The organism is Pseudonocardia alni (assembly GCF_002813375.1).
GTDB classification, from domain to species: domain Bacteria; phylum Actinomycetota; class Actinomycetes; order Mycobacteriales; family Pseudonocardiaceae; genus Pseudonocardia; species Pseudonocardia alni.
In genome coordinates, this window is record NZ_PHUJ01000003.1 from 5,086,093 (window position 1) to 5,107,759 (window position 21,667).

Genomic DNA, 21,667 nt, shown 5'->3' on the forward strand with positions numbered 1-21,667 from the left:
CTTCCCAGAGGAAAAGAGCCAGGTGGCACGCGACTACTACGGGATCCTGGGCGTCGAGCGCGGCGCCGACGCCTCGGAGATCAAGCGGGCGTACCGCAAGCTCGCCCGTGAGCTGCACCCGGACGTCAACCCCGACCCCGCAGCACAGGAACGGTTCCGGGAGGTCAGCGCCGCCTACGAGGTGCTGACCGACCCCGAGAAGCGCCGGGTCGTCGACCTCGGCGGCGACCCCCTCGACGCCCGCGGCGGCGGGGGTGGTGGCGGTGGCGACCCGTTCGCCGGGTTCGGCGGGTTCAGCGACATCATGGACGCGTTCTTCGGCGGCACCGCCGGCGGCGGACGCGGGCGCGGCCCGCGCAGCCGGGTCCAGCCCGGCGCCGACGCGCTGATCCGGATGGAGCTGACGCTGGAGGACTGCGCCGCCGGTGTGCAGCGCGACCTCGCCGTCGACACCGCCGTCCTGTGCACCCAGTGCCAGGGCTCCGGCTGCGCCGAGGGGACCCACCCCACCGCCTGCGACACCTGCGGCGGCTCCGGGGAGATCCAGAGCGTGCAGCGCTCGTTCCTCGGGCAGGTCGTCACCGCACGGCCCTGCCCGACCTGCCGCGGGTTCGGCGAGGTCATCCCCGACCCCTGCCGCCAGTGCGCGGGCGACGGCCGGGTCCGGTCGCGCCGCACCGTCGCCGTCAAGATCCCGGCGGGCGTCGCCGAGGGCATGCGGGTGCGCCTGTCCGGCCAGGGCGAGGTCGGCTCCGGCGGCGGTCCCGCCGGTGACCTCTACGTCGAGGTGGAGGAGGCGCCGCACGAGCTGTTCACCCGCGACGGCGCCGATCTGCACTGCACGCTCCCGCTGCCGATGACCGCGGCCGCGCTCGGCACCACGTTGCCGTTGCCGCTGCTCGACGGCTCGGTCGCCGAGATCGACGTCGAGGCGGGCACCCAGCACGGCACGGTCCGCACGCTGCGCGGCAAGGGCATGCCCCGGCTGCGCTCCACCGGGCGGATCGACGGCCACGGCGACCTCCTCGTGCACGTCGAGGTGGCGGTGCCGACCCGGCTGGACAAGGAGCAGACCGACCTGCTGCGCCGGCTCGCCGAGCTGCGCGGTGAGGAGCAGCCGGACCTGATCGGCGGCTCCCGCAACGGGCACGGCCTGTTCTCCAAGCTGCGCGACAGCTGGACCGGACGCTGACCCGGTGACGACGGCGCCGCTGTTCCTGGTCGACGACGTCGGCTCCCTCCCGGGCCCGGGTTCCGACACGGTGCTCGACGGCCCGGAGGGACGCCACGCCGCGACCGTGCGACGGCTGCGCCCCGGCGAGGCGCTGGTGCTGTCCGACGGCCGGGGCGGGCTCGCCCGCGCCGAGGTCGTCGACGTCGCCGGGCGGGGCGCGCTGACCGTGCGGCTGCACGAGGTGACCCGGGTGGCTGCACCCGCGGTCCGCGTCGTCGTCGCGCAGGCGCTGGTCAAGGGCGACCGCGGCGAGCTCGCCGTGGAGACCGCCACCGAGGCCGGCGCCGACGGGTTCGTCCCCTGGAAGGCGGCCCGCTGCGTCACCCGCTGGGACGACGGCCCGCGCGGCGCGAAGGCCCTCGAACGCTGGCGGTCCACCGTCCGCGAGGCCGCCAAGCAGGCCCGCCGCCCGTGGCAGCCCGACGTCGCGGGCCCGGTGACCACCGCGCAGCTCGCCGCCCGTGTCGGTGCCGCCGACTCCGCGCTGGTGCTGCACGAGTCCGCGGGCGAGGACCTCGCCTCGGTCGCGCTGCCCGCGGCGGGGGAGGTGCTGCTCGCCGTCGGACCGGAGGGCGGCGTCGACGACGCCGAGCTCGACCGCCTCGCCGAGGCCGGCGCCGTCCCGGTCCGGATGGGGCCGGAGGTGCTGCGGGCCTCCACCGCGGCCTGCGTCGCGCTCGGTGCGCTCGCCGTGCGCACCGGCCGCTGGGCCCGCTGAGCCCCCTCGCCGACCCGTCCCAGGGCGCCCCCAGTGTCACTTTCGGGGCTTAGAGCGCTACGAGGGTGACCCTGGGAGCAGGGCGGGGAGGGACGCGGACGCCGGTCACGATCCGGCGAACCGGTCGTCGGGGACCGGGCGCGGGTGTCATCATCCGCCGCGTGAGTGACCACGCTCCCCGGATCGGACGCCGCACGCTGCTGGCAGGCCTCGCCGCCACTCCACTGCTCGGCGCCTGCGGCAACGACGCCCCCGCGGCCCCGCGGCGGCCCCCGCGCGACGAGACCGCCCCGCGGACCGAGCGGATGGCCTACGGCGGCCAGCCCGACCAGTTCGGCGAGCTGACCTTCCCGGCGAGCCGGGACCTGCCCCGCGGCACCGTGATCGTCGTGCACGGCGGGTTCTGGCGGGCAGGCACCGACCTCACGATCATGCGTCCGGTCGTCGACGCGCTGGTCGCGGCGGACTTCGCGGTCTGGAACATCGAGTACCGGAAGGTGGGCGCCGGCGGTGGCTGGCCCTCCACCTTCGACGACGTCGCGATGGCCGCCGACCACCTCGCCACCCTGCGCTCCACCCGGCTCGACCTGCGCCGGCTCGTCGTGCTCGGGCACTCGGCGGGCGGGCACCTCGCGGGCTGGCTGGCGATGCGCGCGACGCTCGCCCCCGGCGACCCGGGCGCGACGCCCGTGGTCCGCCCGGCCGGGGTGGTCTCGCTGGCCGGGGTGCTCGACCTGGCCGGCGGGATGCTGCTCGGCGACGGCGCCGTCGCCGACCTCGTCGCGGCGACCCCGGGCGCCGACCCGGCCCGCTTCCGGGCGACCAGTCCGCTGGAGGCCGTCCCGCTCGGGGTGCCGTCGGTGTGCGTGCACGGCACCGCCGACGAGGTGGTCCCGCTCTCCCAGAGCGAGGACTTCGTCGCCGCCGCGACGGCCGCCGGTGACCGGTCGGAGCTCGTGCGGGTCGAGGGCGCGAACCACCTGCAGCTCATCGACGTCGCCCACCCCGGCTGGGCCGCCGCGCTGCAGGCCGTGGAACGGCTGAGCGCCCCCGCCTGATCCGCGGGAGAATCCGCGGGTGCCGTCGGCGGTCCGACCGGTACGATCGGCGCAGTCCGGCGACCCGACGTACGAGGCAGGCGAACACACTCTTGACCGGCACCGAACCCGGCTCCACCCCCCGGACCGACCTGCGGTCCACCGCGGCACCGGGCGGGACCGTCCGGTCGAGGATGGCCGTGCCGGACACCGCGGTCCTGTCCCTGCTCGGCTCCCGCGACGACAGCCTGCGCGCGGCCGAGGAGGAGCTGACCGCCGACGTCCACGTCCGCGGTAACGAGCTGACCCTGTCCGGGGACCCGGGCGACGTCGCGTTCGCCGAGCGGGTGTTCGCCGAGCTGATCACCCTGGCCGAGCGCGGCCAGCTGGTCGGTGCGGACGACGTGCGCCGCACCGTGCAGATGCTCTCGGCGGAGAACACCGCCGACGAGCGCCTGGGCGAGTCCCCGGCCGAGGTGCTGAGCCTGGACATCCTGTCCCGGCGCGGGAAGACCATCCGCCCCAAGACGCTCAACCAGAAGCGCTACGTCGATGCCATCGACGCCTTCACCATCGTCTTCGGCATCGGTCCGGCCGGTACCGGCAAGACGTACCTGGCGATGGCCAAGGCCGTGCAGGCGCTGCAGGCCAAGCAGGTCAACCGGATCATCCTGACCCGGCCCGCGGTCGAGGCGGGGGAGCGGCTGGGCTACCTGCCCGGCACGCTGTTCGAGAAGATCGACCCCTACCTGCGCCCGCTCTACGACGCGCTGCACGACATGATCGACCCCGAGTCCATCCCGAAGCTGATGGCCGCCGGGACGATCGAGGTCGCGCCGCTGGCCTACATGCGGGGCCGGACCCTGAACGACGCGTTCATCATCCTCGACGAGGCGCAGAACACCACGCCCGAGCAGATGAAGATGTTCCTCACCCGGCTCGGCTTCGGTTCGCGGATCGTGGTGACCGGCGACATCACCCAGGTCGACCTCCCGGGCAACGCCCGGTCCGGCCTGGCCGTCGTGCAGGACATCCTCGACGGCGTCGACGACGTGCACTTCTCCCGGCTCGAGAGCGCCGACGTGGTCCGGCACCGCCTGGTGTCCGACATCGTCGACGCCTACGCCCGGTTCGACGCGTCCGAGCACCGCACGGCGGCCGTCGGCCACGGCGCACCCCGCAACGGCCCGGCGCGGCGTCCCGACCGGCGGCGGTGACCGGGGGGCGGGTGGCACCGGGACCGTCGGTACGGCCGTCTAGGCTGCCCCCTACATCCGTATCGGCGAGCAGGGGCAGGGCAGCGGCGGCGTGAGCATCGAGGTCGTCAACGAGTCCGGGATCACGGTCGACGAGGCGCAGATCGTGTCGGTGGCCCGGTACGCGCTGGACGCGATGAAGGTGAGCCCGTCCGCCGAGCTGGCGATCACCGCCGTCGGGCTGGACGCGATGGAGGAGCTGCACGTCCGCTGGATGGACGAGCCGGGCCCCACCGACGTCATGGCGTTCCCCATGGACTCCCTCGTCGAGGACACCCGGCGCCCCGATGCGCCGGACCTGGGTCCGGCCCTGCTCGGCGACGTCGTGCTCTGCCCGGCCTTCGCCCGGGACCAGGCGCGCAAGGCCGGGCACACCCTGGCCGACGAGCTGCACCTGCTGACCGTGCACGGCATCCTGCACCTGCTGGGGTACGACCACCTCGAACCCGAGGACGAGCGCGAGATGTTCGCACTGCAGAACCGGCTGCTGGTCCGCTGGCGGTCCGACCGGGCCCGCGAGCGCGCCCGGGACGCCCAGAAGCGCAGCGACGACCGCCTGCTCGGTGCCGCCGGCTTCGAGGACGAGTCCGGCCGGTGACCGGAAGACCCACGACCACGTTCTCCGAGGAGCAGAAGTGACCACCGTCTGGCTGATCGTCGCGACGGTCCTGCTCGTGCTGCTGGCCGGGGTGTTCGCCGCCGCGGACTCGGCCCTCATGTCGATCTCGCGCGCCCGGGTGGACGCCGTGGTGCGCGCCGGCCGCGCCGGCGCGAAGGCGCTCGCCGCCGTCGTCGCGGACCGGCCGCGGCACGTCAACCTGCTGATGCTGCTGCGGGTCACCTGCGAGACGGTCGCGATCATCCTGCTGGCCGTCGCGCTCGCGCCGCTGTTCTCCGCCACCTGGATCGGGCTGCTGCTCACCGGCGTTCTCATGGTGCTCGCCAGCTACGTCCTGATCGGGGTCGGCCCGCGGACGCTGGGCCGCCAGCACCCCTACCGGATCGGGCTGCTGCTCGCGGGCCCGATCCGCGCGATCGGCGTCGTGCTGTCCCCGCTGGCGAAGCTGCTGATCCTGCTGGGCAACGCGATCACCCCGGGCCCCGGTTTCCGCGACGGCCCGTTCTCCACCGAGGTGGAGCTGCGCGAGCTCGTCGACATGGCCAGCAACCGCGGCGTGGTCGACGAGGGCGAGCGCAAGATGATCCACTCGGTGTTCGAGCTGGGGGAGACCCCGGTCCGCGACATCATGGTGCCGCGGCCGGACCTCATCTGGACCGAGCGCGACACCCCGGTGGAGAAGGTACTGCGCCTGGCGCTCAAGAGCGGCTACTCACGCATCCCGGTGCTCGGCGAGGGCGTGGACGACGTCATCGGCATCGCCTACCTCAAGGACCTGGTCCGGGCCCGCGAGGAGGCCCGGCGCGGAGAGCGTGAGGTCCCGCTGCTCGACATCCTGCGCCCCGCGGCCTTCGTGCCGGACTCCAAGCGCAGCGACGACCTCATGCGCGAGATGCAGCGCACCCGCAACCACATGGCCGTCGTCGTCGACGAGTACGGCGGCACCGCGGGCGTGGTGACGATCGAGGACATCCTGGAGGAGATCGTCGGCGAGATCACCGACGAGTACGACACCGAGGAGGTGCCCGAGGTCGCCGAGGCCTCCGACGGCGCCTTCCGGGTCTCCGCCCGGCTGCCCGCCGAGGACCTCGAGGAGCTGTTCGCCGGCCGGTTCCGCGGCACCCCGCGCGAGGACGAGCTGCACGAGGCGCTGGAGAACGCCGACGTCGACACCGTCGGCGGGCTGCTCGCCCAACGGCTGGGCAAGGTGCCGCTGCCCGGCGCCACCGCCGAGCTGGACGGCCTGCTGCGGCTGCAGGGAGAGGGCGGCAAGGACGCCCGCGGCCGTGTCCGCATCACCTCGGTGCTGGTCAGCCCGCTGGAGCCGGCCGAGACCGAGGACACCGGCCACGACGAGCCGCGCGGGGACGCCCGGGAGTCCGACGTGCCCGACCACGTCGCCGGCGACCCCACCGAGCACGCCGGCGCCGACCGGCACTGACCTGGCCGCCCCCGGCCACGGGGAGCGACCGACGGACGTGACCGTCCCGCCACGGGCGGGACGCGAGGAGGACCTGATGGCTGCCCGCACGACCTTCCCCGCGGAGCGTGCCCGGTGACCGGGCTGCCCGCGACACCGCGCTACGACCTGGTCGTCGTCGGCGGTGGGATCGTCGGCCTGGCCACCGCGTACGCCGCCACCCGCAACGGGCTCAGCGTCGCCGTCGTCGAGCGTGAGCAGCGCCTGGCGAACCACCAGACCGGCAACAACTCCAACGTCGTGCACTCCGGGCTGTACTACGCGCCGGGCGGCTACAAGGCACGTCTGGCCGTCGCCGGGTGTGCCGAGACCATCGCGTTCTGCCGCGAGCACGACCTGCCGCACCAGGTGTGCGGCAAGCTCGTCGTCGCGACCGAGCCCGAGGAGCTGCCCCGGCTCGACGAGCTGGCCCGCCGCGGCGCCGCCAACGGCGTGGAGAACCACCGCCTCGACGAGCACGGCATCCGCACCTACGAGCCCGACGTCCGCGGTCTCGCCGCGCTGTGGGTGCCCTCGACCGGCATCACCGACTACCGGCTGGTTGCGGAGAAGCTCGGCGAGCTGGTGGAGAAGAACGGCGGCGAGGTCCACCTGGGCCGCACCGTCACCGGGTTCGCCCGCCGCCCGTCCGACGTCGTCGTGCGCACCACCCGCGGTGACCTGCTCGGCACCCGCGCGGTCGTCTGTGGCGGCCTGCGCTGCGACGAGCTCGCCCGCCTGGCCGGTGCCGACCCCGGGGTGCGGATCGTGCCGTTCCGCGGCGAGTACTCCGGCTTCTCCGAGCGGGCCGCCTCGCTGGTCCGCGGCCTGATCTACCCGGTGCCCGACCCGGCGTTCCCGTTCCTCGGGGTGCACGCCACCCGCGGCATCGACGGCACCGTCCACGCCGGCCCGAACGCCGTGCTCGCGATGGCCCGTGAGGGCTACGACTGGCGCACGATCAGACCGAAGGAGCTGCTGGGCACGCTGACCTATCCCGGCATGGTCAAGGTGGCGCGCACGCACTGGCGCTACGGCATCGGCGAGGTCCGCCGCTCGCTGTCGACGCGGGCGATGGTCCGCCAGATCCAGCGGATGCTGCCCGACGTCACCGCCGCCGACCTGCACCCGGCCGGCGCCGGGGTGCGGGCCCAGGCGGTGAAGGCCGACGGCACCCTGGTCGACGACTTCCTGTTCCTCGACCAGGCCGGTCCGGACGGCGCGGGCCGCCCCGGCTCGATCCTGCACGTGCTGAACGCACCGTCCCCGGCGGCGACGGCGGCCCTGCCGATCGGCCGCGAGATCCTCGACCGGCTGGGTGCGGCGTGACCGGCGCACAGCCCGAGGGCTTCCGGTCCGGGTTCGCCTGCTTCGTCGGCAGGCCCAACGCCGGCAAGTCGACGCTGACCAACGCGCTGGTCAGGGAGAAGATCGCGATCACCTCCTCGCGCCCGCAGACCACCCGGCACGCGATCCGCGGGATCGTGCACCGCCCGGACGCCCAGATCGTCCTGGTCGACACCCCGGGGCTGCACCGCCCGCGGACCCTGCTCGGGTCGCGGCTCAACGACCTGGTGCGCGAGACCTGGTCCGAGGTCGACGTCGTCGGGTTCTGCGTGCCCGCCGACGAGAAGGTCGGCAAGGGCGACCGGTTCATCGCCGAGGAGCTGCGGCGGATCGCCGCGCACACCCCGGTGGTCGCCGTCGTCACCAAGACCGACACCGCCCGCCCCGAGCAGGTCGCCGAGCGGCTCACCGAGGTGTCGGCCCTGATGGAGTTCACCGAGGTCGTGCCGACCTCGGCGCGGTCGGGTTTCCAGGTGTCGCTGCTCTCGGACCTGCTGGTCGGGTTGCTGCCGGAGGGCCCGCAGCTCTACCCGGACGGCGACCTCACCGACGAGCCGACCGACGTGCTCGTCGCCGAGCTCGTGCGGGAGGCGGCGCTGGAGGGTGTGCGCGACGAACTGCCGCACTCGATCGCCGTCGTCGTCGAGGAGACGATCGAGAAGAAGGACCTCCTGGAGATCTACGCGATCATCTACGTCGAGCGGTCCAGCCAGAAGGGCATCGTGATCGGCAAGGGCGGTGCCCGGCTCAAGCAGGTCGGCAGCGACGCCCGTCGCCAGATCGAGAAGCTGCTGGGCACCCGGGTGCACCTCGACCTGCACGTGAAGATCGCCGAGGACTGGCAGCGGGACCCGAAGCAGCTGCGCAAGCTGGGGTTCTGAGCAGGACCTAGACTGGGTGCGTGGCCCAGCTCTACCGCGACACCGGGATCGTGCTCCGGGTGCAGAAGCTGGGCGAGGCGGACCGGATCATCACGATGCTGACCCGCCGGCACGGCAAGATCCGGGTGGTCGCCAAGGGCGTGCGCCGCACCCGGTCGCGGTGGGGCGCACGGCTGGAGCCGTTCAACCACGTCGATGTCCAGTGCTACACCGGGCGCACGCTGGACGTGGTCACCCAGGCCCAGACGGTCGACGCGTTCGCCCCGGCGATCGTCGCGGACTGGTCGGCGTACTCCTGCGGCTGCGCGATCCTGGAGACCGCGGACCGGCTGGTGTCCGAGGAAGGCGAGCCGAGCCTGCGGGTGTACCTGCTGCTGCTCGGCGCCACCCGGGCGCTGGCCGACGGCGCCCGTGAACCGGCCCTGGTGCTCGACGCGTTCCTGCTGCGGGCGATGAGCCACGCGGGGTGGGCGCCGTCGCTGTCGGAGTGCGCGCGCTGCGCGACCCCCGGCCCGCACCGGTCGTTCACCGTCGCCGGGGGCGGCATGGTGTGCCCGCGCTGCCGCCCGCCGGGCTCGGTGACCCCGGCGACCGAGACGGTGGCCCTGCTGTCCGCGCTGCTGCACGGCGACTGGGACACCGCGGACGCCTCGGGCACCCCGACCCGGCGTGAGGCCAGCGGCCTGGTCGCGGCGCATCTGCAGTGGCATCTGGAGCGGCAGCTGCGCTCGCTGCCCCTGGTCGACCGCCGCGCCCGGGTCCGGCCCGCCGCCGTCGTCGCACCCGGGGTGCCGGGGCCCGCCCCGGAACCGCCGGACGGCGGAGAAGCGACACCCCCGGACGCTCTCCTCGGCTAGTCCGGTCGGACGTGTGTCCCGGCGTGGGGTGCCGTGAGCGGCCCGTCCGCTTCGTCGAGCGGTTGACGTACGGACGCGCCGCCCGTCGTGGTGCCGCCGGTCGCGTCGCACGGGACTTCCGCCGACTCCACCGGGTGATCATCGCTTTCGATGGGCAACCGGTTCCGCGGTCTCGTTACGCTCCTGTGATCGAGGGGACCCCAGCCCCGTCGGAGAGGCAGTCGTGAACCGACCCCACACCCCGCCGCCGGACGACGACCACACCGGTCGCACCCACCGTCTCCCGGCCGCCACGCAGCGCATCCCGGTGCCGCCGACCCAGCAGTTCCCGGTCCGCACCGAGGCGATGCCGGAGTCCCCGCAGGACGGGCCCACCCGCGCGATGCGTCAGGTCCGGGCCCGCACCGAGGACGGTGCGTGGCCGGCCATCCCGATGCTGCCGGTGATCCGGCCCGACGAGTCCGAGCCGATGTCGGAGGCCGACCGGATCCGCGGGCACCGCGGGATGCGCCGGCTGCGCGAGACCATCGAGCGGCTGGAGGACCCGGCCGTGCCGGCCTGGCCGCAGCCCGACCACCGCGACTGAACCCGTCCGCCGTCCCCGACGTAAGGTCGGCGACGTGCCGTTCCAGCCTCCCGCACCGCACCCGTCCGGTGCCCGGCCCCCGGAGATCCCGCCGGAGCTGGTGCCACGCCACGTCGCCCTGGTGATGGACGGCAACGGCCGCTGGGCCAACGCCCGCGGCCTGCCCCGCACGGAGGGCCACAAGCGGGGCGAGGCCTCGCTGATGGACGTCGCCCGCGGATGCATCGATCTGGGCGTGCGCTGGCTGTCGGCGTACGCGTTCTCCACCGAGAACTGGCGGCGCAGCCCCGATGAGGTCCGGTTCCTGATGGGCTTCAACCGCGACGTGATCCGCCGCCGCGTCGACGAGATGGACGCGATGGGGGTCCGGGTCCGCTGGGCGGGCCGGCGCCCGCGACTGTGGCGGTCGGTGATCAAGGAGCTGGAGATCGCCGAGGAGCGCACCCGTGGCAACGACGTGCTGAACCTGACCATGTGCGTCAACTACGGCGGCCGCGCCGAGATCGTCGACTCCGTGCGGCATCTCGCCCGCCTCGCCGCGGAGGGCCGGATCAACCCCGACAAGATCGACGAGCGGATGCTGGCCCGGTACCTCGACGAGCCGGACATGCCCGACGTCGACCTGTTCGTGCGCTCCTCGGGGGAGCAGCGGACGTCGAACTTCCTGCTCTGGCAGAGCGCCTACGCCGAGATGGTCTTCCTGGACACGCTGTTCCCGGACTTCGACCGGCGCCACATCTGGCAGGCGATCGAGATCTACGCGCGCCGGGACCGGCGTTTCGGGGGAGCTTCCGAGCGTCGCGGACCGGGCTCGAGCATCGACACGGCCGCCGCCGTCCCGAACGATGGAGTGACACCGTGACCACCGATGTGATCTCCGGGATGCTCACCATCGCCAGGAGGGCGCTGGAGCGATTCCACGACGTCACCACCGACGACGACGGCGCGCTGACCTTCGCCCACGGCGGCGTGCTGTGCGTGGTGCAGGGCACCGAGTTGGAGGAGGGCCTGCCCGTCCTCAACCTGACCTGCGTCGTCGCGTGGGACCTGCCGGAGTCCGACGACCCGGAGCACGACGTGCCGCGCCGGGTCGGCCTCGGGGTGGGGGAGGGCCTGTTCGGCACGCCCCGGGCGGTGCGCGGCGAGCGCGGCTGGGACGTGACCCTGCGCTACGCCTTCCCCGCGGCCGGGCTGGGTGAGGGGCCGATGGGCACCCTGCTGATGCTGGTCGTGTCCTCGGCGTCGAGCATGCGCGCGGAGCTGGTCGAGAGCTGAGACCGCCCGGCCGGGGGCGCACCCCCGGCCGTGGCCCGGTCACTTCTTGCGGTTGGTCCCGAGCTCCTCGGCGATCGGGTTGACCGGGTCGGCGTCCGTGCCGGACTCCGACAGGCCCGAGGCGTTGTGTCCGGTGCGTCGCTGCCGGCGCAGCTGCTCGGTCTCCTCGCGGGTCTCCCCGTCGGTGTCGCCCGCGGTCTGCGCGGCCGGGTCGTCGTCGCGCAGGTCGGTGGCGGAGACCACGGCACCGATCGAGGTGTAGTACTCCTCGGCCGGCACCGCCCGCAGGGCCTCGACCGTCGCGGCGTCGGCGCCGTTGCGCTCGGCGGTCCACGCCAGGTCGTCCTTGGAAGCGGGGAACTCCAGACCGTGCAGGGCGCTGCGGACGGCGTCGGCGGTCGTCGTACGGGCTGTCATGGGTCACCTCTCGTCGTGGACGTTCGGTGACCGGGTAGCCGGTGTGCGGCCGTCCATGCACGGACGGCCGCACCCGTCAGCCGTCGGTGTCCGTGGTCTCCCCGGCGGAGTCCCCGGAGTCGCTGAGGTGCACGATCGGCAGCGCCGCCAGCCGGCCCGCGGTCATCGCGTGCGCCACGCCCAGCACGTCGTTCTGGGCCTTGGTCATCCGCGCGTCCACCAGGCCGGACAGGCTGTAGGCGACCCGGCCGAGCAGCCGCACCGTGGTCTCGTCGACCTGGGGGCGCGGGGTGGAGACGACCGCGACACCGCGCGGGTCGCCGTCGTTGGACTGGGCGACGCCGATCTCGTAGGACTCACGCGGGTTGACGTGCCGCGACGCGTAGTGGTCGCGCAGCGTCGACATCATGTCGTGGAACCCGGTGACGTCACCCTCGAGCTCCAGGGAGGACAGGTCGTCCTTCGTGAGGGTCTTGGTGCGGCCGGAGAAGCAGCGCACGTAGCCGATCACCGCGCCGGTCCACAGTGCCTCGACCAGGGCCGGGTCGGCGGCCACCCGGACCGGGCCGGACTCCGGACCGCCGAGCGCGGTCACCAGGTGCTCGCAGCACTGCAGCACGTACTGCAGGTCGTCGAACACCGCCGCCAGCTGGGCAAGCTCGCCGGACTCCGGGACGTCGATCCGCCGTACCGTGCCCGGGGCGGGTTGCGTGTCGGTCATCGTTCAGACGCTATCCGGGGTGGCGACGGTCACGGTGTCTCCTTCTGAGACGGTCTGCTAGCTTCGGCCGCGAAGGTCACGAGTGCCAGCGCGAAGCCCCGGCTCGCTGGACGGCAACCCTCCTCCGCGGTGGGGTGCCCCGGGTGATGACCGGGCCGACGCGACACCCGCAGTCGGCAAGCGCGGATCCGTGCGCCACGCCGGGTCCCCGAGATCGGCCGGAGGCCCGATCATGACCCTCGCCCTGTCGCGTCCCGTCCAGCACGCGCTGCCCCGTGTCGTCGGCGCGGACCTCACCGTCCCGCTCGTCGACGGCAGGTGGGCCCGCTACTGCGACCTCGACTCCGCCGCGTCGGCGCCGGCGCTGGAGAGCGTCGCCGCGCACGTTGCGCAGGTGCTGCCCTACCACGGCAGCGTGCACCGCGGCGCCGGCTGGACCTCGAAGGTCTGCACCGCCCTGGTGGAGAACGCCCGCGCCGACGTCGCCCGGTTCGTCCGGGCCCGCGCCGACGACGTCGCGGTGTTCACCCGCAACACCACCGACGCGCTCGGCCTGCTCGCGCGCGCCGTGCCCGGCCCGGTGGTGACCCTCGACCTGGAGCACCACGCGACGCTGCTGGCCTGGCGGGGCGGTTCCGGTGGCGCCGAGCACCGGGTCGTGCGGGCCGGCCACAGCATCGCCGCGACCCTCGACGCGCTGCGGGCCGAGCTCGCCGCCCGTCCCGACGCCGCGCTGGTCGCGGTCACCGGTGCGTCCAACGTGACCGGCGAGCTCCTCCCGGTCGCCGAGATCGCCCGGATCGCGCACGCCGCGGGCGCCCGGCTGTGCGTCGACGCAGCGCAGCTCGCCCCGCACCGGCGCGTCGACCTGGCCGGGTGGGGCGCGGACTACGTCGCGCTGTCCGGGCACAAGCTCTACGCGCCCTTCGGTGCCGGGGTCCTCGTCGGCCGCCGGGACTGGCTCGACGCCGCAGAGCCGCACGTCGCGGGCGGGGGAGCGGTCCGGTCGGTCGGCGTCACGGCCGACGACGCCGTCGACGGCCCGGGCGGCACCGTCACCGAGTGGCTGCCCGCGCCGCAACGCCACGAGGGCGGCACCCCGAACGTGCTCGGCGCCGCCGCACTGGGCGCGGCCTGCCGCACCCTCGAGGACCTGATCGACGACGTCGTGCCCGCCCACGAGCGCGAGCTCGCCGCCCGGCTGCGCGCGGGCCTGGCGACCGTCCGCGGCCTGCGGATCCTGTCCTGCTTCGACGACGGGCCCGACGCCGACCGCACCGCGACCGTCTCGTTCACCCTCGGCGAGCTGCCCGCCGGCCTCGTCGCGGCGGCGCTGTCCGCCGAGTACGGCATCGGTGTCCGCGACGGGCGGTTCTGCGCGCACCCGCTGCTGGAGCGGCTCACCGGCGGCGGCGACGCGGTGCGGGCCTCGCTGGGCCTGCGCACCGGCCCCTCCGACGTCGACCGCCTGGTCGACGCGCTGACCGACCTGGCGCGGCGCGGTCCGGCCTGGACCTACGCCCTCGTCGACGGCCGGTGGGCGCCCACCCCGGACCCGCGCCCCGCCGACCCGTTCGCCCGGGGCCGGGAGCTGCAGGCCGTCCCCGGCTGCGGGGACTGAGCCCCGGGAGTCACCCCGCCGAGCAGCGGCCGCAGAGGCCGAAGATCTCCAGGGTGTGCGACACCTCGGTGAAGCCGTGCTTCTGCGCGACCGATTCGGTCCAGGACTCCACCGCGGGGCCCTCGATCTCGACGGCGGCGCCGCACCGGCGGCACACCAGATGATGGTGGTGGTGCTCGGTCTCGCAGCGCCGGTAGACCGCCTCGCCGGACGCGACCCGCAGCACGTCGACCTCGCCGCCGTCGGCGAGGGTCTGCAGCGTCCGGTAGACCGTGGTCAGACCGATGCCCTCACCGGCGCGCCGCAGCTCCTCGTGGATCTCCTGGGCGGACCGGAAGTCCTCCAGACGGTCGAGCAGCGCGGTGACGGCGGCCCGCTGCCGGGTGGCGCGGATGCCGCGCGGCCCGGCGGTGGACCGCTGCGTCATCGTCGCCGTGGTCGTCCGGTCGGTCGTCTCCGTCACGTGTCCTCCTCGACGTGGGCGACGGCGTCCACCACGATGTGCGCCAGGTGGTCGTCCACCAGCGAGTACAGCACCTCACGGCCCTTCCGCTCGCCCTCGACCACCCCGGCGGCCTTGAGGACCCGCAGGTGCTGGCTGATCAGGGGCTGGGTGACCCCGAGCGCGTCCACCAGGTCGTGGACGCACCGGGAGTGTTCCAGCAGCTGCAGGACGATGGCGATCCGGACCGGTGCGGCGAGTGCCCGCAGCAGGTCGCCCGCGGCGGCCAGGGTGCGCGGGTCGCGGGTCGGGCCGGGCTCGGGCGCGGGGTGGTGGTCGTCGTCCGCACCCGGGCCGGCTCCCGGTGCGTGCGTGGTCTGGGCTGCGGCAGACATGTGGTGGACCCGTCCGTTCCCCGGAGGCGGCGGCCACACCCCCCGGCGCTGCTGTGCCGTGCCGGCCGCACCCCACATGGTAGGCGTGTTCGTTATCGTCGCGCCGTGCTGCTGGTCTGCCGCTTCCGCGTGTCCCCCTCCGAGGAGGCCGCGTTCACCGCGCGCGCGGCCCGCGCGCTGGAGCTCCTGGCCGCCCGGCCGGGCTGCCGCGGAGGTGAGGCGGGCCGGGCGATCGAGGATGCCGGGCAGTGGGTCCTGACCGTCCGCTTCGACTCCGTCGACGCCTACCGGCGCGCCCTGGGGCCGTTCGAGGTCCGTGAGCACGTGCACCCGCTGCTGGCCGAGGCCGACACGACCACGGAGGCGACCTACGAGTCCCTCATCACGGTGACCGCCGGCGCCGCTCCCGTCCACCACCCCAGCCTGCTGAGCTAGACACCCGGGAACGCGTCCGGGGCCGGAGAACGCGTGCCCGATCGGACACGCGTTCCACGAACGCACGCGCGTCCGCGGGTTCGTCCTCGGACGGGGTGGTTTGTCCACAGAGGCGGTGGTCGTGGGGTCGTGGGGGCGGTCGACGGGGCAGGGTCGTCCCATGGGGTCACTGCACCGCCGTCGCGACCTGCTCGCGGAGGGCCACACCGACGAGGGCGTCCGGGCGGCGATCCGGGCGGGCCGGCTGACCCGGGTCCGGCCCGGCGTCTACGTCGAGCCCGACGATCCGTCCCGGCCCGACGCCGACGCCCGGCACCGGCGGCTCGTCGAGGCGACCCTCCCGCTGCTCGCTCCGGGCGCGGTACTGAGCCACGCCACCGCGGTGGTGATGCACGGCCTGCCGTCGTGGGGGATCGCGCTACGGCGGATGCACCTCACCCGGGACCTGCCCGCCGGTGGCCGGGCCGGCCGTCACGTCCACCTGCACGCCGCACCGCTCCCCGCGGGAGACGTCGTCACGGTCGGGACGACGCCGGTGACCGCGGTCGCCCGGACCGTGGTCGACGTCGCCCGGAGCTGCTCGTTCGAGTCCGCCGTCACCGTGGCCGACGCAGCCCTGTTCCGGGGGCACGTCACGGTCGACGAGCTCGCGGCCGCGGTCGGGGCCGCGGCCGGGCGACGCGGTGTCGCCCGGGCGCGGGCGGTCCTGGTCGTCGCCGACGGTCGCGCCGACGGCCCGGGGGAGTCGCGCAGCAGGGTCCGGATGCGCCGGGCGGGGCTGCCCGCACCCGAGCTCCAGCACGTCGTCCGCGACGCCCGGGGCCGCCATGTCGGGCGGGTCGACTTCTGGTGGGAGCACGCGGGCGTCATCGGCGAGTTCGACGGCATGGAGAAGTACGGCCGTTCGCTGCGTCCGGGGGAACGCCTCGGCGACGCGGTCGAACGGGAGAAGCGCCGCGAGGACGCCCTCCGCGCCCAGCCCGGGGTCCGCCACGTCGTCCGCTGGACGTGGCACGACCTGGACCCCATCACCCCTCTGACCACCCGCCTCCACTCCCTCCTCACCACGGTTCTCTGAACGCGCTCGGGTTCGGAGAACGCGCATCCGATCGGGAAAGCGTTCTCGCAACGAGCGCGCGACCGGTAGGTGAGCGGGGGGGTGGGGCGGGGCAGGGGGTGGGGATGCATGGCGGGTCGGTAATCTGGGAGACCCCGTATCCGGGGGACCTCCGAACCACCTTCTCTGGAGTACCGCCAGTGGCCAGCAAGCCCACCTCCGCCAAGATCGAGACCATCGTCGCGCTGACCAAGCGGCGCGGATTCGTCTTCGCCTCCGGTGAGATCTACGGCGGTACCCGGTCGGCGTGGGACTACGGGCCCCTCGGCGTCGAGCTGAAGGACAACATCAAGCGCCAGTGGTGGAAGACCATGGTGACCGGCCGCGACGACGTCGTCGGCCTGGACTCCTCGGTCATCCTGCCGCGCCAGACCTGGGTCGCGTCGGGCCACGTCGGCACCTTCTCCGACCCGCTGGTCGAGTGCGAGTCCTGCCACAAGCGCTACCGCGCCGACCAGCTCGCCGAGGAGTTCGCCGAGCGCAAGGGCCGCGACCCGGAGCAGGCCGACCAGAACGACCTCTCCGAGGTCCCCTGCCCGAACTGCGGCACCCGCGGGCAGTTCACCGCGCCCCGCGAGTTCAACATGATGCTCAAGACCTTCCTCGGCCCGGTGGAGTCCGAGGAGGGGCTGCACTACCTGCGCCCGGAGACCGCGCAGGGCATCTTCGTGAACTTCCTGAACGTGCAGACGACCTCGCGCAAGAAGCCGCCGTTCGGCATCGGCCAGATCGGCAAGAGCTTCCGCAACGAGATCACCCCGGGCAACTTCATCTTCCGCACGCGCGAGTTCGAGCAGATGGAGATGGAGTACTTCGTCGAGCCCGGCAGCGACGAGGAGCTGCACCAGTACTGGATCGACGAGCGCACCCGCTGGTACACCGACCTGGGCATCTCGCCGGACAACCTGCGGCACTACGAGCACGCCAAGGAGAAGCTCTCCCACTACTCGAAGCGCACCGTCGACATCGAGTACCGGTTCAACTTCACCGGCCAGGAGTGGGGCGAGCTCGAGGGCATCGCGAACCGCACCGACTTCGACCTCACGGCGCACTCGAACCACTCGGGCGTCGACCTGTCGTTCTACGACCAGGCCTCCGACACCCGGTACAAGCCGTACGTGATCGAGCCCGCCGCCGGTGTCGGCCGGTCGATGATGGCCTTCCTCATCGAGGCCTACACCGAGGACGAGGCGCCCAACGCCAAGGGCGGCGTCGACAAGCGGGTCGTGCTGAAGCTCGACCGCAGGCTCGCCCCGGTCAAGGCCGCGGTGCTGCCGCTGTCGCGCAACGCCGACCTGTCGCCCAAGGCGAAGGACCTGGCCGCGCAGCTCCGCAAGAACTGGAACGTCGACTTCGACGACGCCGGCGCCATCGGCCGCCGGTACCGCCGCCAGGACGAGATCGGCACCCCGTTCTGCATCACGGTCGACTTCGACACCCTCACCGACCAGGCGGTGACGATCCGCGAGCGCGACTCGATGGCGCAGGAGCGGGTCGCCCTCGACCAGGTCGAGACCTACCTGGCGACGCGCCTGCTCGGCTGCTGAGCAGGCTCCGGACCCACGAACGCCCCCGCCCGGGATCCGGGCAGGGGCGTTCGTCGTGAGTGGGTCAGCGTCGGTAGGCCAGCAGCTGCACGCCCAGCTCGGACTCGGCGCGGCGCACCTCCTCCAGCTGCTCGGCGGTCAGCGCGGCGTAGGGCGACTCGGGCCGGTAGGCCACGAGTGGGCCGCCGATGCGGTCCTCGAGCTGCTTGAGCCTGGCCAGCGCCGTGTCGTCGAGATCGGCGGGGCGCAGCGTCGGAGCGGTCATCACAACCTCCGTGGGTGATCGGGAGGCGACCCAGAGTAGGACCGCCCCGGACCGGGCGCAGCGCGGGTACCCGGTCCGGGGTCGCTCCTACACCGGCTCGGGAAGGAGCCGTTCGACCAGGTCGGAGAGGGTGACGATGCCGACCGGGCGGTCGTCGGACTCCACCAGCGCCAGGTGCGCACGCTGCTCACGCATCGTGTTCACCGCAGTGTGGTACTGCGTGTCCGCCGGCAGGGTGAGCACCGGACGCATCAGGTCCCGGGCCCGGGTCCCCGGCTCGCGCGTCAGCGTGTCGCGGACGTGCACGTACCCGATCGGGGTGTCCCCGTCCCGCACGACGAGCCGGAGGTGACCGGTCCGGCGGCAGGTCGCCTGGATCGCCGCGACGTCGTCGTCCGCGGCCACCGCGGACGGCTCGCGGGCGAGCTCGCCCAGCGGGGTCCGCTCCAGCTCCAGCGCCGTGACCAGCTGGTCACGGCGCCCCTGGTCCAGGGTGCCGGTCTTCGCCGAGTGGTCGACCAGCTGGCGCAGGTCGTCGGCGTTGCGGCCCGAGGCCATCTCGTCCACCGGCTCCACCCCGCACCAGCGCAGGCAGCGGTTGGCGGCGCCGTTGAGCAGCAGCAGCACCGGGCGGGCGGTCACCATGAACGCACGCATCGGGATCGCGAGCATGATCGCCGAGCGCTCCGGGTGCGAGATCGCCCAGGACTTCGGCGCCATCTCCCCGACGACCAGGTGCAGGAACGTCACCACGATCAGCGAGACGACGAACGACGCCACCCCCGCGACCCCGCCGGGGACGCCCCAGCCCTCCAGGACCGGGCGCAGCGCGTCGTCCACGGCCGGCTTGGTGATCGCACCGAGCCCCAGCACGCACAGCGTGATGCCCAGCTGGGACCCAGCCAGGAGCAGCGAGATGTCCTTGGCGCTGCGCAACGCCGCCCGTGCCGACGCCGAGGTCAGCGCCGCCTCCTCCAGCCGGTAGTTCCGGGCTGCGACGAGCGCGAACTCGACGGCCACGAAGAACGCGCTCGCCGCGACGAGCAGGATCGACACCACGATCTCGAAGGCACTCATGCCCGCACCTCCCGCTCGTCGCTGTCCTGCTCGGAACCGGCGGTCACCGGTTCGGTCCACTCCAGGCGGACCGCCGACGGGACCCGCCGGTCGACCTCCTGCACCACGAGACGCAGGGCGCGGTCCCCGTCGTCCGGGCTCTCGGCCGGGATCGTCACGACGACCGCGTCCCCGGCGTCCGGCAGCCGCTGCAGCTCGGCCATGACCAGACCGCCGACGGTCTGGTAGCCGCCCTCGGGCAGCTCGGCGTCGATCAGCCTGCCGACCTCGTCGACGTGCCGGTCACCCGGCACGACCCAGCCGTCGTCGGACCGCAGTGCCTGATCCGTCCCGGCCTGGTCGTGCTCGTCGGTGATCTCACCGACGAGCTCCTCGGCGACGTCCTCGACGGTGATGACGCCGGCCAGGCCGCCGTACTCGTCGAGCACGCACGCCAGCTCCTCGTCGTCGGCACGCAGCTGGGCCAGCACCTGCGGCAGCGGCAGGGACGAGGGCACCAGCACCGGGGCCCGCATCAGGTCCGACACCAGCACCTCGTCGAACGGCCGGTCGTCGCGGTCGGCGAGGGCCAGCACATCCTTCAGGCAGACCACGCCCACCAGCTCCAGTGCGTTCTCCGTGTCCGTCGCCTCGGCGGGCGGCCCGAGCACCGGGTACCGCGAGTGCTGGACGGCCATCTGGCCGACCAGGCTCTCGACGGTCGCGTCGGCGCGGACCCACGACACCCGCGGCCGCGGGATCATCGCGGCCCGCGCGGTGCGGTCGCCGAAGTCGACGGCGCGGTCCAGCAGCACCGCGAACTCCGGGTTGAGGTCACCCGAGTCCTTCGAGTCGTCGATGATCGCCTCGAGGTCGCGCGGGGTGGCCGAGTGCTCGACGTCGTGCACCGGCTCGATCCGCAGCGCACGCAGCAGCAGGTTCGAGGCCGCGTCGAAGATCCGGATGAGCCACCCGAACAGCGCCAGGTAGGTCTTGGTGGACAGCGCCAGCCACCGCGCGACCGGCTCCGGCCGTGCGATGGCGAGGTTCTTCGGGAACAGCTCGCCGAACACCATCTGGACGACGGTGGCGAACAGCAGCGCGATCACGGTGCCGATCGCGACACCGACGCCGAGCGGGACGTCGACCAGGCCCAGCAGCTCACCGATGCCGTTACCGATCAGCGGCTCGGCGACGTAACCGACCAGCAGACCGGTGACGGTGATGCCGAGCTGGGCGCCCGACAGCATGAACGAGGTGCGACGGGTGATGTCGAGGGCACGGGACGCTCCGGTGTCGCCCTCGGCCGCACGGGCCTTGAGCCGGGAGCGGTCGACGGCCATGAAGCCGAACTCCTGGGCCACGAAGTAGCCGGTCAGGGCGGTGATCACGAGGACGACCAGGATGCCCAGGAGGATGCCGAGGATCGTGCCGATCACCGGGAGGTCACCGCCCGGGTCTCGGGCCCGGCCGGGATGTGCACGGCGTGGGCGGGGACGAGGACGATGCGGGGTCGCCGGCCGTCACGGGGACGGTCGGCGCGCGGACTGCAGGTGGGGTCCATGACTCCTGACTCGCGGTCTGATGGGTGTCTGACGCGTTCAACGCGTGCCGGAATCGTACGGTTCCGGCACGCAGCCGTCGCGGTGGTCACCCTGTGATGACCCGAACGGCGGTACCGGTGTTCGGTGCAACGCCGGGGCGGGTCATCCCCTCCGTGATCACGTCCCGCCCGGGACAGGCCGGTCCGCCCTGGTCCGGGGCGGTGACGGGGGCCGGGATCGTCGCGGTCGCGACCACCTCGTTCCCGGTGCCGGAGCCGGGCCTGCGCGTCGTGGGGACCGTGCTGTGCTGCTCGCGGCGGCGTCGCCGGTGGCGCTGGGCGTGCTGCGACGGGTGCTGGTCCGGCTCGGCACGGCCGGGCTCGCCCTGGCCGACACCCCGACCGTCGTCATCGTGCTGGGACCCTTCGGGCAGTCGGTGACGGCGGCGAACCTGCTCGCGGGGGAGGCACAGGGGCTGCTGCCCGAGCCGTTCGCCGGCCTCGCGATCGGTGCGGGACTGCGCTACGGCGCGCCCGCCTGGGGCTTCGCGGCCGGCTGGACGGTGCTGTCGGCGGTGCTGATCGGCCACGCCCTGCGCCGGGGGATGCCCTTCAGCGCCTCCTGGTGGGCGGTGACCGTCCCGTTCGGCACCCTGGTGCCCGGCACGAACGCGCTGGCCGCGCGGACGGCGCTGCCCCCGGTCGTCGGGGCGGCGGTGGTGCTGTTCGCGGTGCTGGTCCTGGTTGGGTGGTGGTCGCGGCCGCCACCGTGCGGTCGGCACTGTCCGACGTCGCCGACGAGATCGGGCCACCGCGACGGACGGTCCTCGTGAGCGGCG

24 protein-coding genes and 1 riboswitch are annotated in these 21,667 nt (G+C 73.8%); of the genes, 17 read left to right on the forward strand and 7 right to left on the reverse strand.

What is annotated here, in order from left to right:
* The first annotated feature begins 22 nt into the window (after positions 1-22).
* The 12 genes from dnaJ to ATL51_RS25075 all read left to right on the forward strand — a co-directional run bounded on the left by dnaJ (position 23) and on the right by ATL51_RS25075 (position 11,269).
* On the forward strand, positions 23-1,192 hold the full coding sequence (gene dnaJ / locus ATL51_RS25015) for a molecular chaperone DnaJ (RefSeq protein ID WP_073577997.1): 1,170 nt from the start codon (positions 23-25) through the stop codon (positions 1,190-1,192).
* Positions 1,193-1,196: 4 nt separating this feature from the next.
* Entirely contained in the window at positions 1,197-1,952 is a 756-nt protein-coding gene (locus ATL51_RS25020; RefSeq protein ID WP_100880113.1) for a 16S rRNA (uracil(1498)-N(3))-methyltransferase, read from the forward strand.
* Positions 1,953-2,113: 161 nt separating this feature from the next.
* Positions 2,114-3,010, forward strand: coding sequence for an alpha/beta hydrolase family protein (locus ATL51_RS25030; RefSeq protein WP_253067070.1), 897 nt, complete (start codon positions 2,114-2,116; stop codon positions 3,008-3,010).
* A gap of 131 nt (positions 3,011-3,141) precedes the next feature.
* A complete protein-coding gene (locus ATL51_RS25035; RefSeq protein ID WP_301549277.1) occupies positions 3,142-4,206 on the forward strand; it encodes a PhoH family protein in 1,065 nt (354 codons plus the stop codon).
* A gap of 91 nt (positions 4,207-4,297) precedes the next feature.
* Positions 4,298-4,843, forward strand: coding sequence for an rRNA maturation RNase YbeY (gene ybeY / locus ATL51_RS25040; protein ID WP_100880115.1), 546 nt, complete (start codon positions 4,298-4,300; stop codon positions 4,841-4,843).
* Positions 4,844-4,880: 37 nt separating this feature from the next.
* Positions 4,881-6,305: a hemolysin family protein gene (locus ATL51_RS25045; RefSeq protein ID WP_100880116.1), complete on the forward strand. Its 1,425-nt coding sequence runs from the start codon at positions 4,881-4,883 to the stop codon at positions 6,303-6,305.
* A gap of 114 nt (positions 6,306-6,419) precedes the next feature.
* Positions 6,420-7,652 carry an L-2-hydroxyglutarate oxidase gene (gene lhgO / locus ATL51_RS25050; protein WP_073577992.1) on the forward strand — a complete coding sequence of 411 codons (1,233 nt, stop codon included), beginning with the start codon at positions 6,420-6,422 and terminating at the stop codon, positions 7,650-7,652.
* The gene (era, locus tag ATL51_RS25055) at positions 7,649-8,551 is read left to right on the forward strand and encodes a GTPase Era (RefSeq protein WP_100880117.1); all 903 of its coding nucleotides are present in this window, start codon (positions 7,649-7,651) and stop codon (positions 8,549-8,551) included. Before lhgO ends, era begins: the two co-directional genes overlap by 4 nt.
* A gap of 20 nt (positions 8,552-8,571) precedes the next feature.
* A complete protein-coding gene (gene recO, locus ATL51_RS25060; RefSeq protein ID WP_301549181.1) occupies positions 8,572-9,408 on the forward strand; it encodes a DNA repair protein RecO in 837 nt (278 codons plus the stop codon).
* 223 nt (positions 9,409-9,631) lie between these two features.
* Positions 9,632-9,994, forward strand: coding sequence for a hypothetical protein (locus ATL51_RS25065; RefSeq protein ID WP_062401510.1), 363 nt, complete (start codon positions 9,632-9,634; stop codon positions 9,992-9,994).
* Between the two features lie 34 nt (positions 9,995-10,028).
* The gene (locus ATL51_RS25070) at positions 10,029-10,856 is read left to right on the forward strand and encodes an isoprenyl transferase (protein ID WP_100880118.1); all 828 of its coding nucleotides are present in this window, start codon (positions 10,029-10,031) and stop codon (positions 10,854-10,856) included.
* Positions 10,853-11,269 (forward strand): hypothetical protein, encoded by a 417-nt coding sequence (locus ATL51_RS25075; protein ID WP_301549182.1) that lies wholly within the window; start codon positions 10,853-10,855, stop codon positions 11,267-11,269. Before ATL51_RS25070 ends, ATL51_RS25075 begins: the two co-directional genes overlap by 4 nt.
* Positions 11,270-11,308: 39 nt before the next feature.
* Here the strand turns inward: ATL51_RS25075 and ATL51_RS29135 are convergent, their stop codons facing one another.
* Together ATL51_RS29135 and ATL51_RS25085 are read right to left on the reverse strand one after the other, a co-directional pair.
* Complete coding sequence (locus ATL51_RS29135) at positions 11,309-11,686, reverse strand: DUF2795 domain-containing protein (protein WP_208623068.1); 378 nt, start codon at positions 11,684-11,686, stop codon at positions 11,309-11,311.
* A 76-nt stretch (positions 11,687-11,762) separates the two neighbouring features.
* Positions 11,763-12,407 (reverse strand): hypothetical protein, encoded by a 645-nt coding sequence (locus tag ATL51_RS25085; protein WP_100880119.1) that lies wholly within the window; start codon positions 12,405-12,407, stop codon positions 11,763-11,765.
* Positions 12,408-12,481: 74 nt separating this feature from the next.
* A riboswitch (SAM riboswitch) is annotated at positions 12,482-12,596 on the forward strand.
* 43 nt (positions 12,597-12,639) lie between these two features.
* On the opposite strand from ATL51_RS25085, the gene ATL51_RS25090 reads away from it, so the two are divergent.
* Positions 12,640-14,028, forward strand: coding sequence for an aminotransferase class V-fold PLP-dependent enzyme (locus ATL51_RS25090; protein ID WP_100880120.1), 1,389 nt, complete (start codon positions 12,640-12,642; stop codon positions 14,026-14,028).
* A 10-nt stretch (positions 14,029-14,038) separates the two neighbouring features.
* On the opposite strand, the gene ATL51_RS25095 is transcribed toward ATL51_RS25090, so the two are convergent.
* The gene (locus ATL51_RS25095; RefSeq protein WP_062404466.1) at positions 14,039-14,455 is read right to left on the reverse strand and encodes a Fur family transcriptional regulator; all 417 of its coding nucleotides are present in this window, start codon (positions 14,453-14,455) and stop codon (positions 14,039-14,041) included.
* A 32-nt stretch (positions 14,456-14,487) separates the two neighbouring features.
* Positions 14,488-14,865 (reverse strand): ArsR/SmtB family transcription factor, encoded by a 378-nt coding sequence (locus ATL51_RS25100; RefSeq protein ID WP_020624590.1) that lies wholly within the window; start codon positions 14,863-14,865, stop codon positions 14,488-14,490.
* 105 nt (positions 14,866-14,970) lie between these two features.
* On the opposite strand from ATL51_RS25100, the gene ATL51_RS25105 reads away from it, so the two are divergent.
* The 3 genes from ATL51_RS25105 to ATL51_RS25115 all read left to right on the forward strand — a co-directional run bounded on the left by ATL51_RS25105 (position 14,971) and on the right by ATL51_RS25115 (position 17,964).
* Positions 14,971-15,300 carry an antibiotic biosynthesis monooxygenase gene (locus tag ATL51_RS25105; protein WP_100880121.1) on the forward strand — a complete coding sequence of 110 codons (330 nt, stop codon included), beginning with the start codon at positions 14,971-14,973 and terminating at the stop codon, positions 15,298-15,300.
* A gap of 160 nt (positions 15,301-15,460) precedes the next feature.
* Positions 15,461-16,378 carry a hypothetical protein gene (locus tag ATL51_RS25110; protein WP_100880122.1) on the forward strand — a complete coding sequence of 306 codons (918 nt, stop codon included), beginning with the start codon at positions 15,461-15,463 and terminating at the stop codon, positions 16,376-16,378.
* Positions 16,379-16,557: 179 nt separating this feature from the next.
* Positions 16,558-17,964, forward strand: coding sequence for a glycine--tRNA ligase (locus ATL51_RS25115; protein WP_100880123.1), 1,407 nt, complete (start codon positions 16,558-16,560; stop codon positions 17,962-17,964).
* Positions 17,965-18,028: 64 nt separating this feature from the next.
* On the opposite strand, the gene ATL51_RS25120 is transcribed toward ATL51_RS25115, so the two are convergent.
* The 3 genes from ATL51_RS25120 to ATL51_RS25130 form a co-directional block, all read right to left on the reverse strand.
* Positions 18,029-18,229, reverse strand: coding sequence for a hypothetical protein (locus tag ATL51_RS25120; protein WP_073577983.1), 201 nt, complete (start codon positions 18,227-18,229; stop codon positions 18,029-18,031).
* Between the two features lie 87 nt (positions 18,230-18,316).
* On the reverse strand, positions 18,317-19,306 hold the full coding sequence (locus ATL51_RS25125; protein WP_100880124.1) for a CNNM domain-containing protein: 990 nt from the start codon (positions 19,304-19,306) through the stop codon (positions 18,317-18,319).
* Complete coding sequence (locus ATL51_RS25130; protein ID WP_100880125.1) at positions 19,303-20,724, reverse strand: hemolysin family protein; 1,422 nt, start codon at positions 20,722-20,724, stop codon at positions 19,303-19,305. Before ATL51_RS25130 ends, ATL51_RS25125 begins: the two co-directional genes overlap by 4 nt.
* A 409-nt stretch (positions 20,725-21,133) precedes the next feature.
* Between ATL51_RS25130 and ATL51_RS25135 the strand changes: the two genes are divergently transcribed.
* Positions 21,134-21,661 carry an SLAC1 family transporter gene (locus tag ATL51_RS25135; protein ID WP_157818516.1) on the forward strand — a complete coding sequence of 176 codons (528 nt, stop codon included), beginning with the start codon at positions 21,134-21,136 and terminating at the stop codon, positions 21,659-21,661.
* Positions 21,662-21,667: the final 6 nt, after the last annotated feature.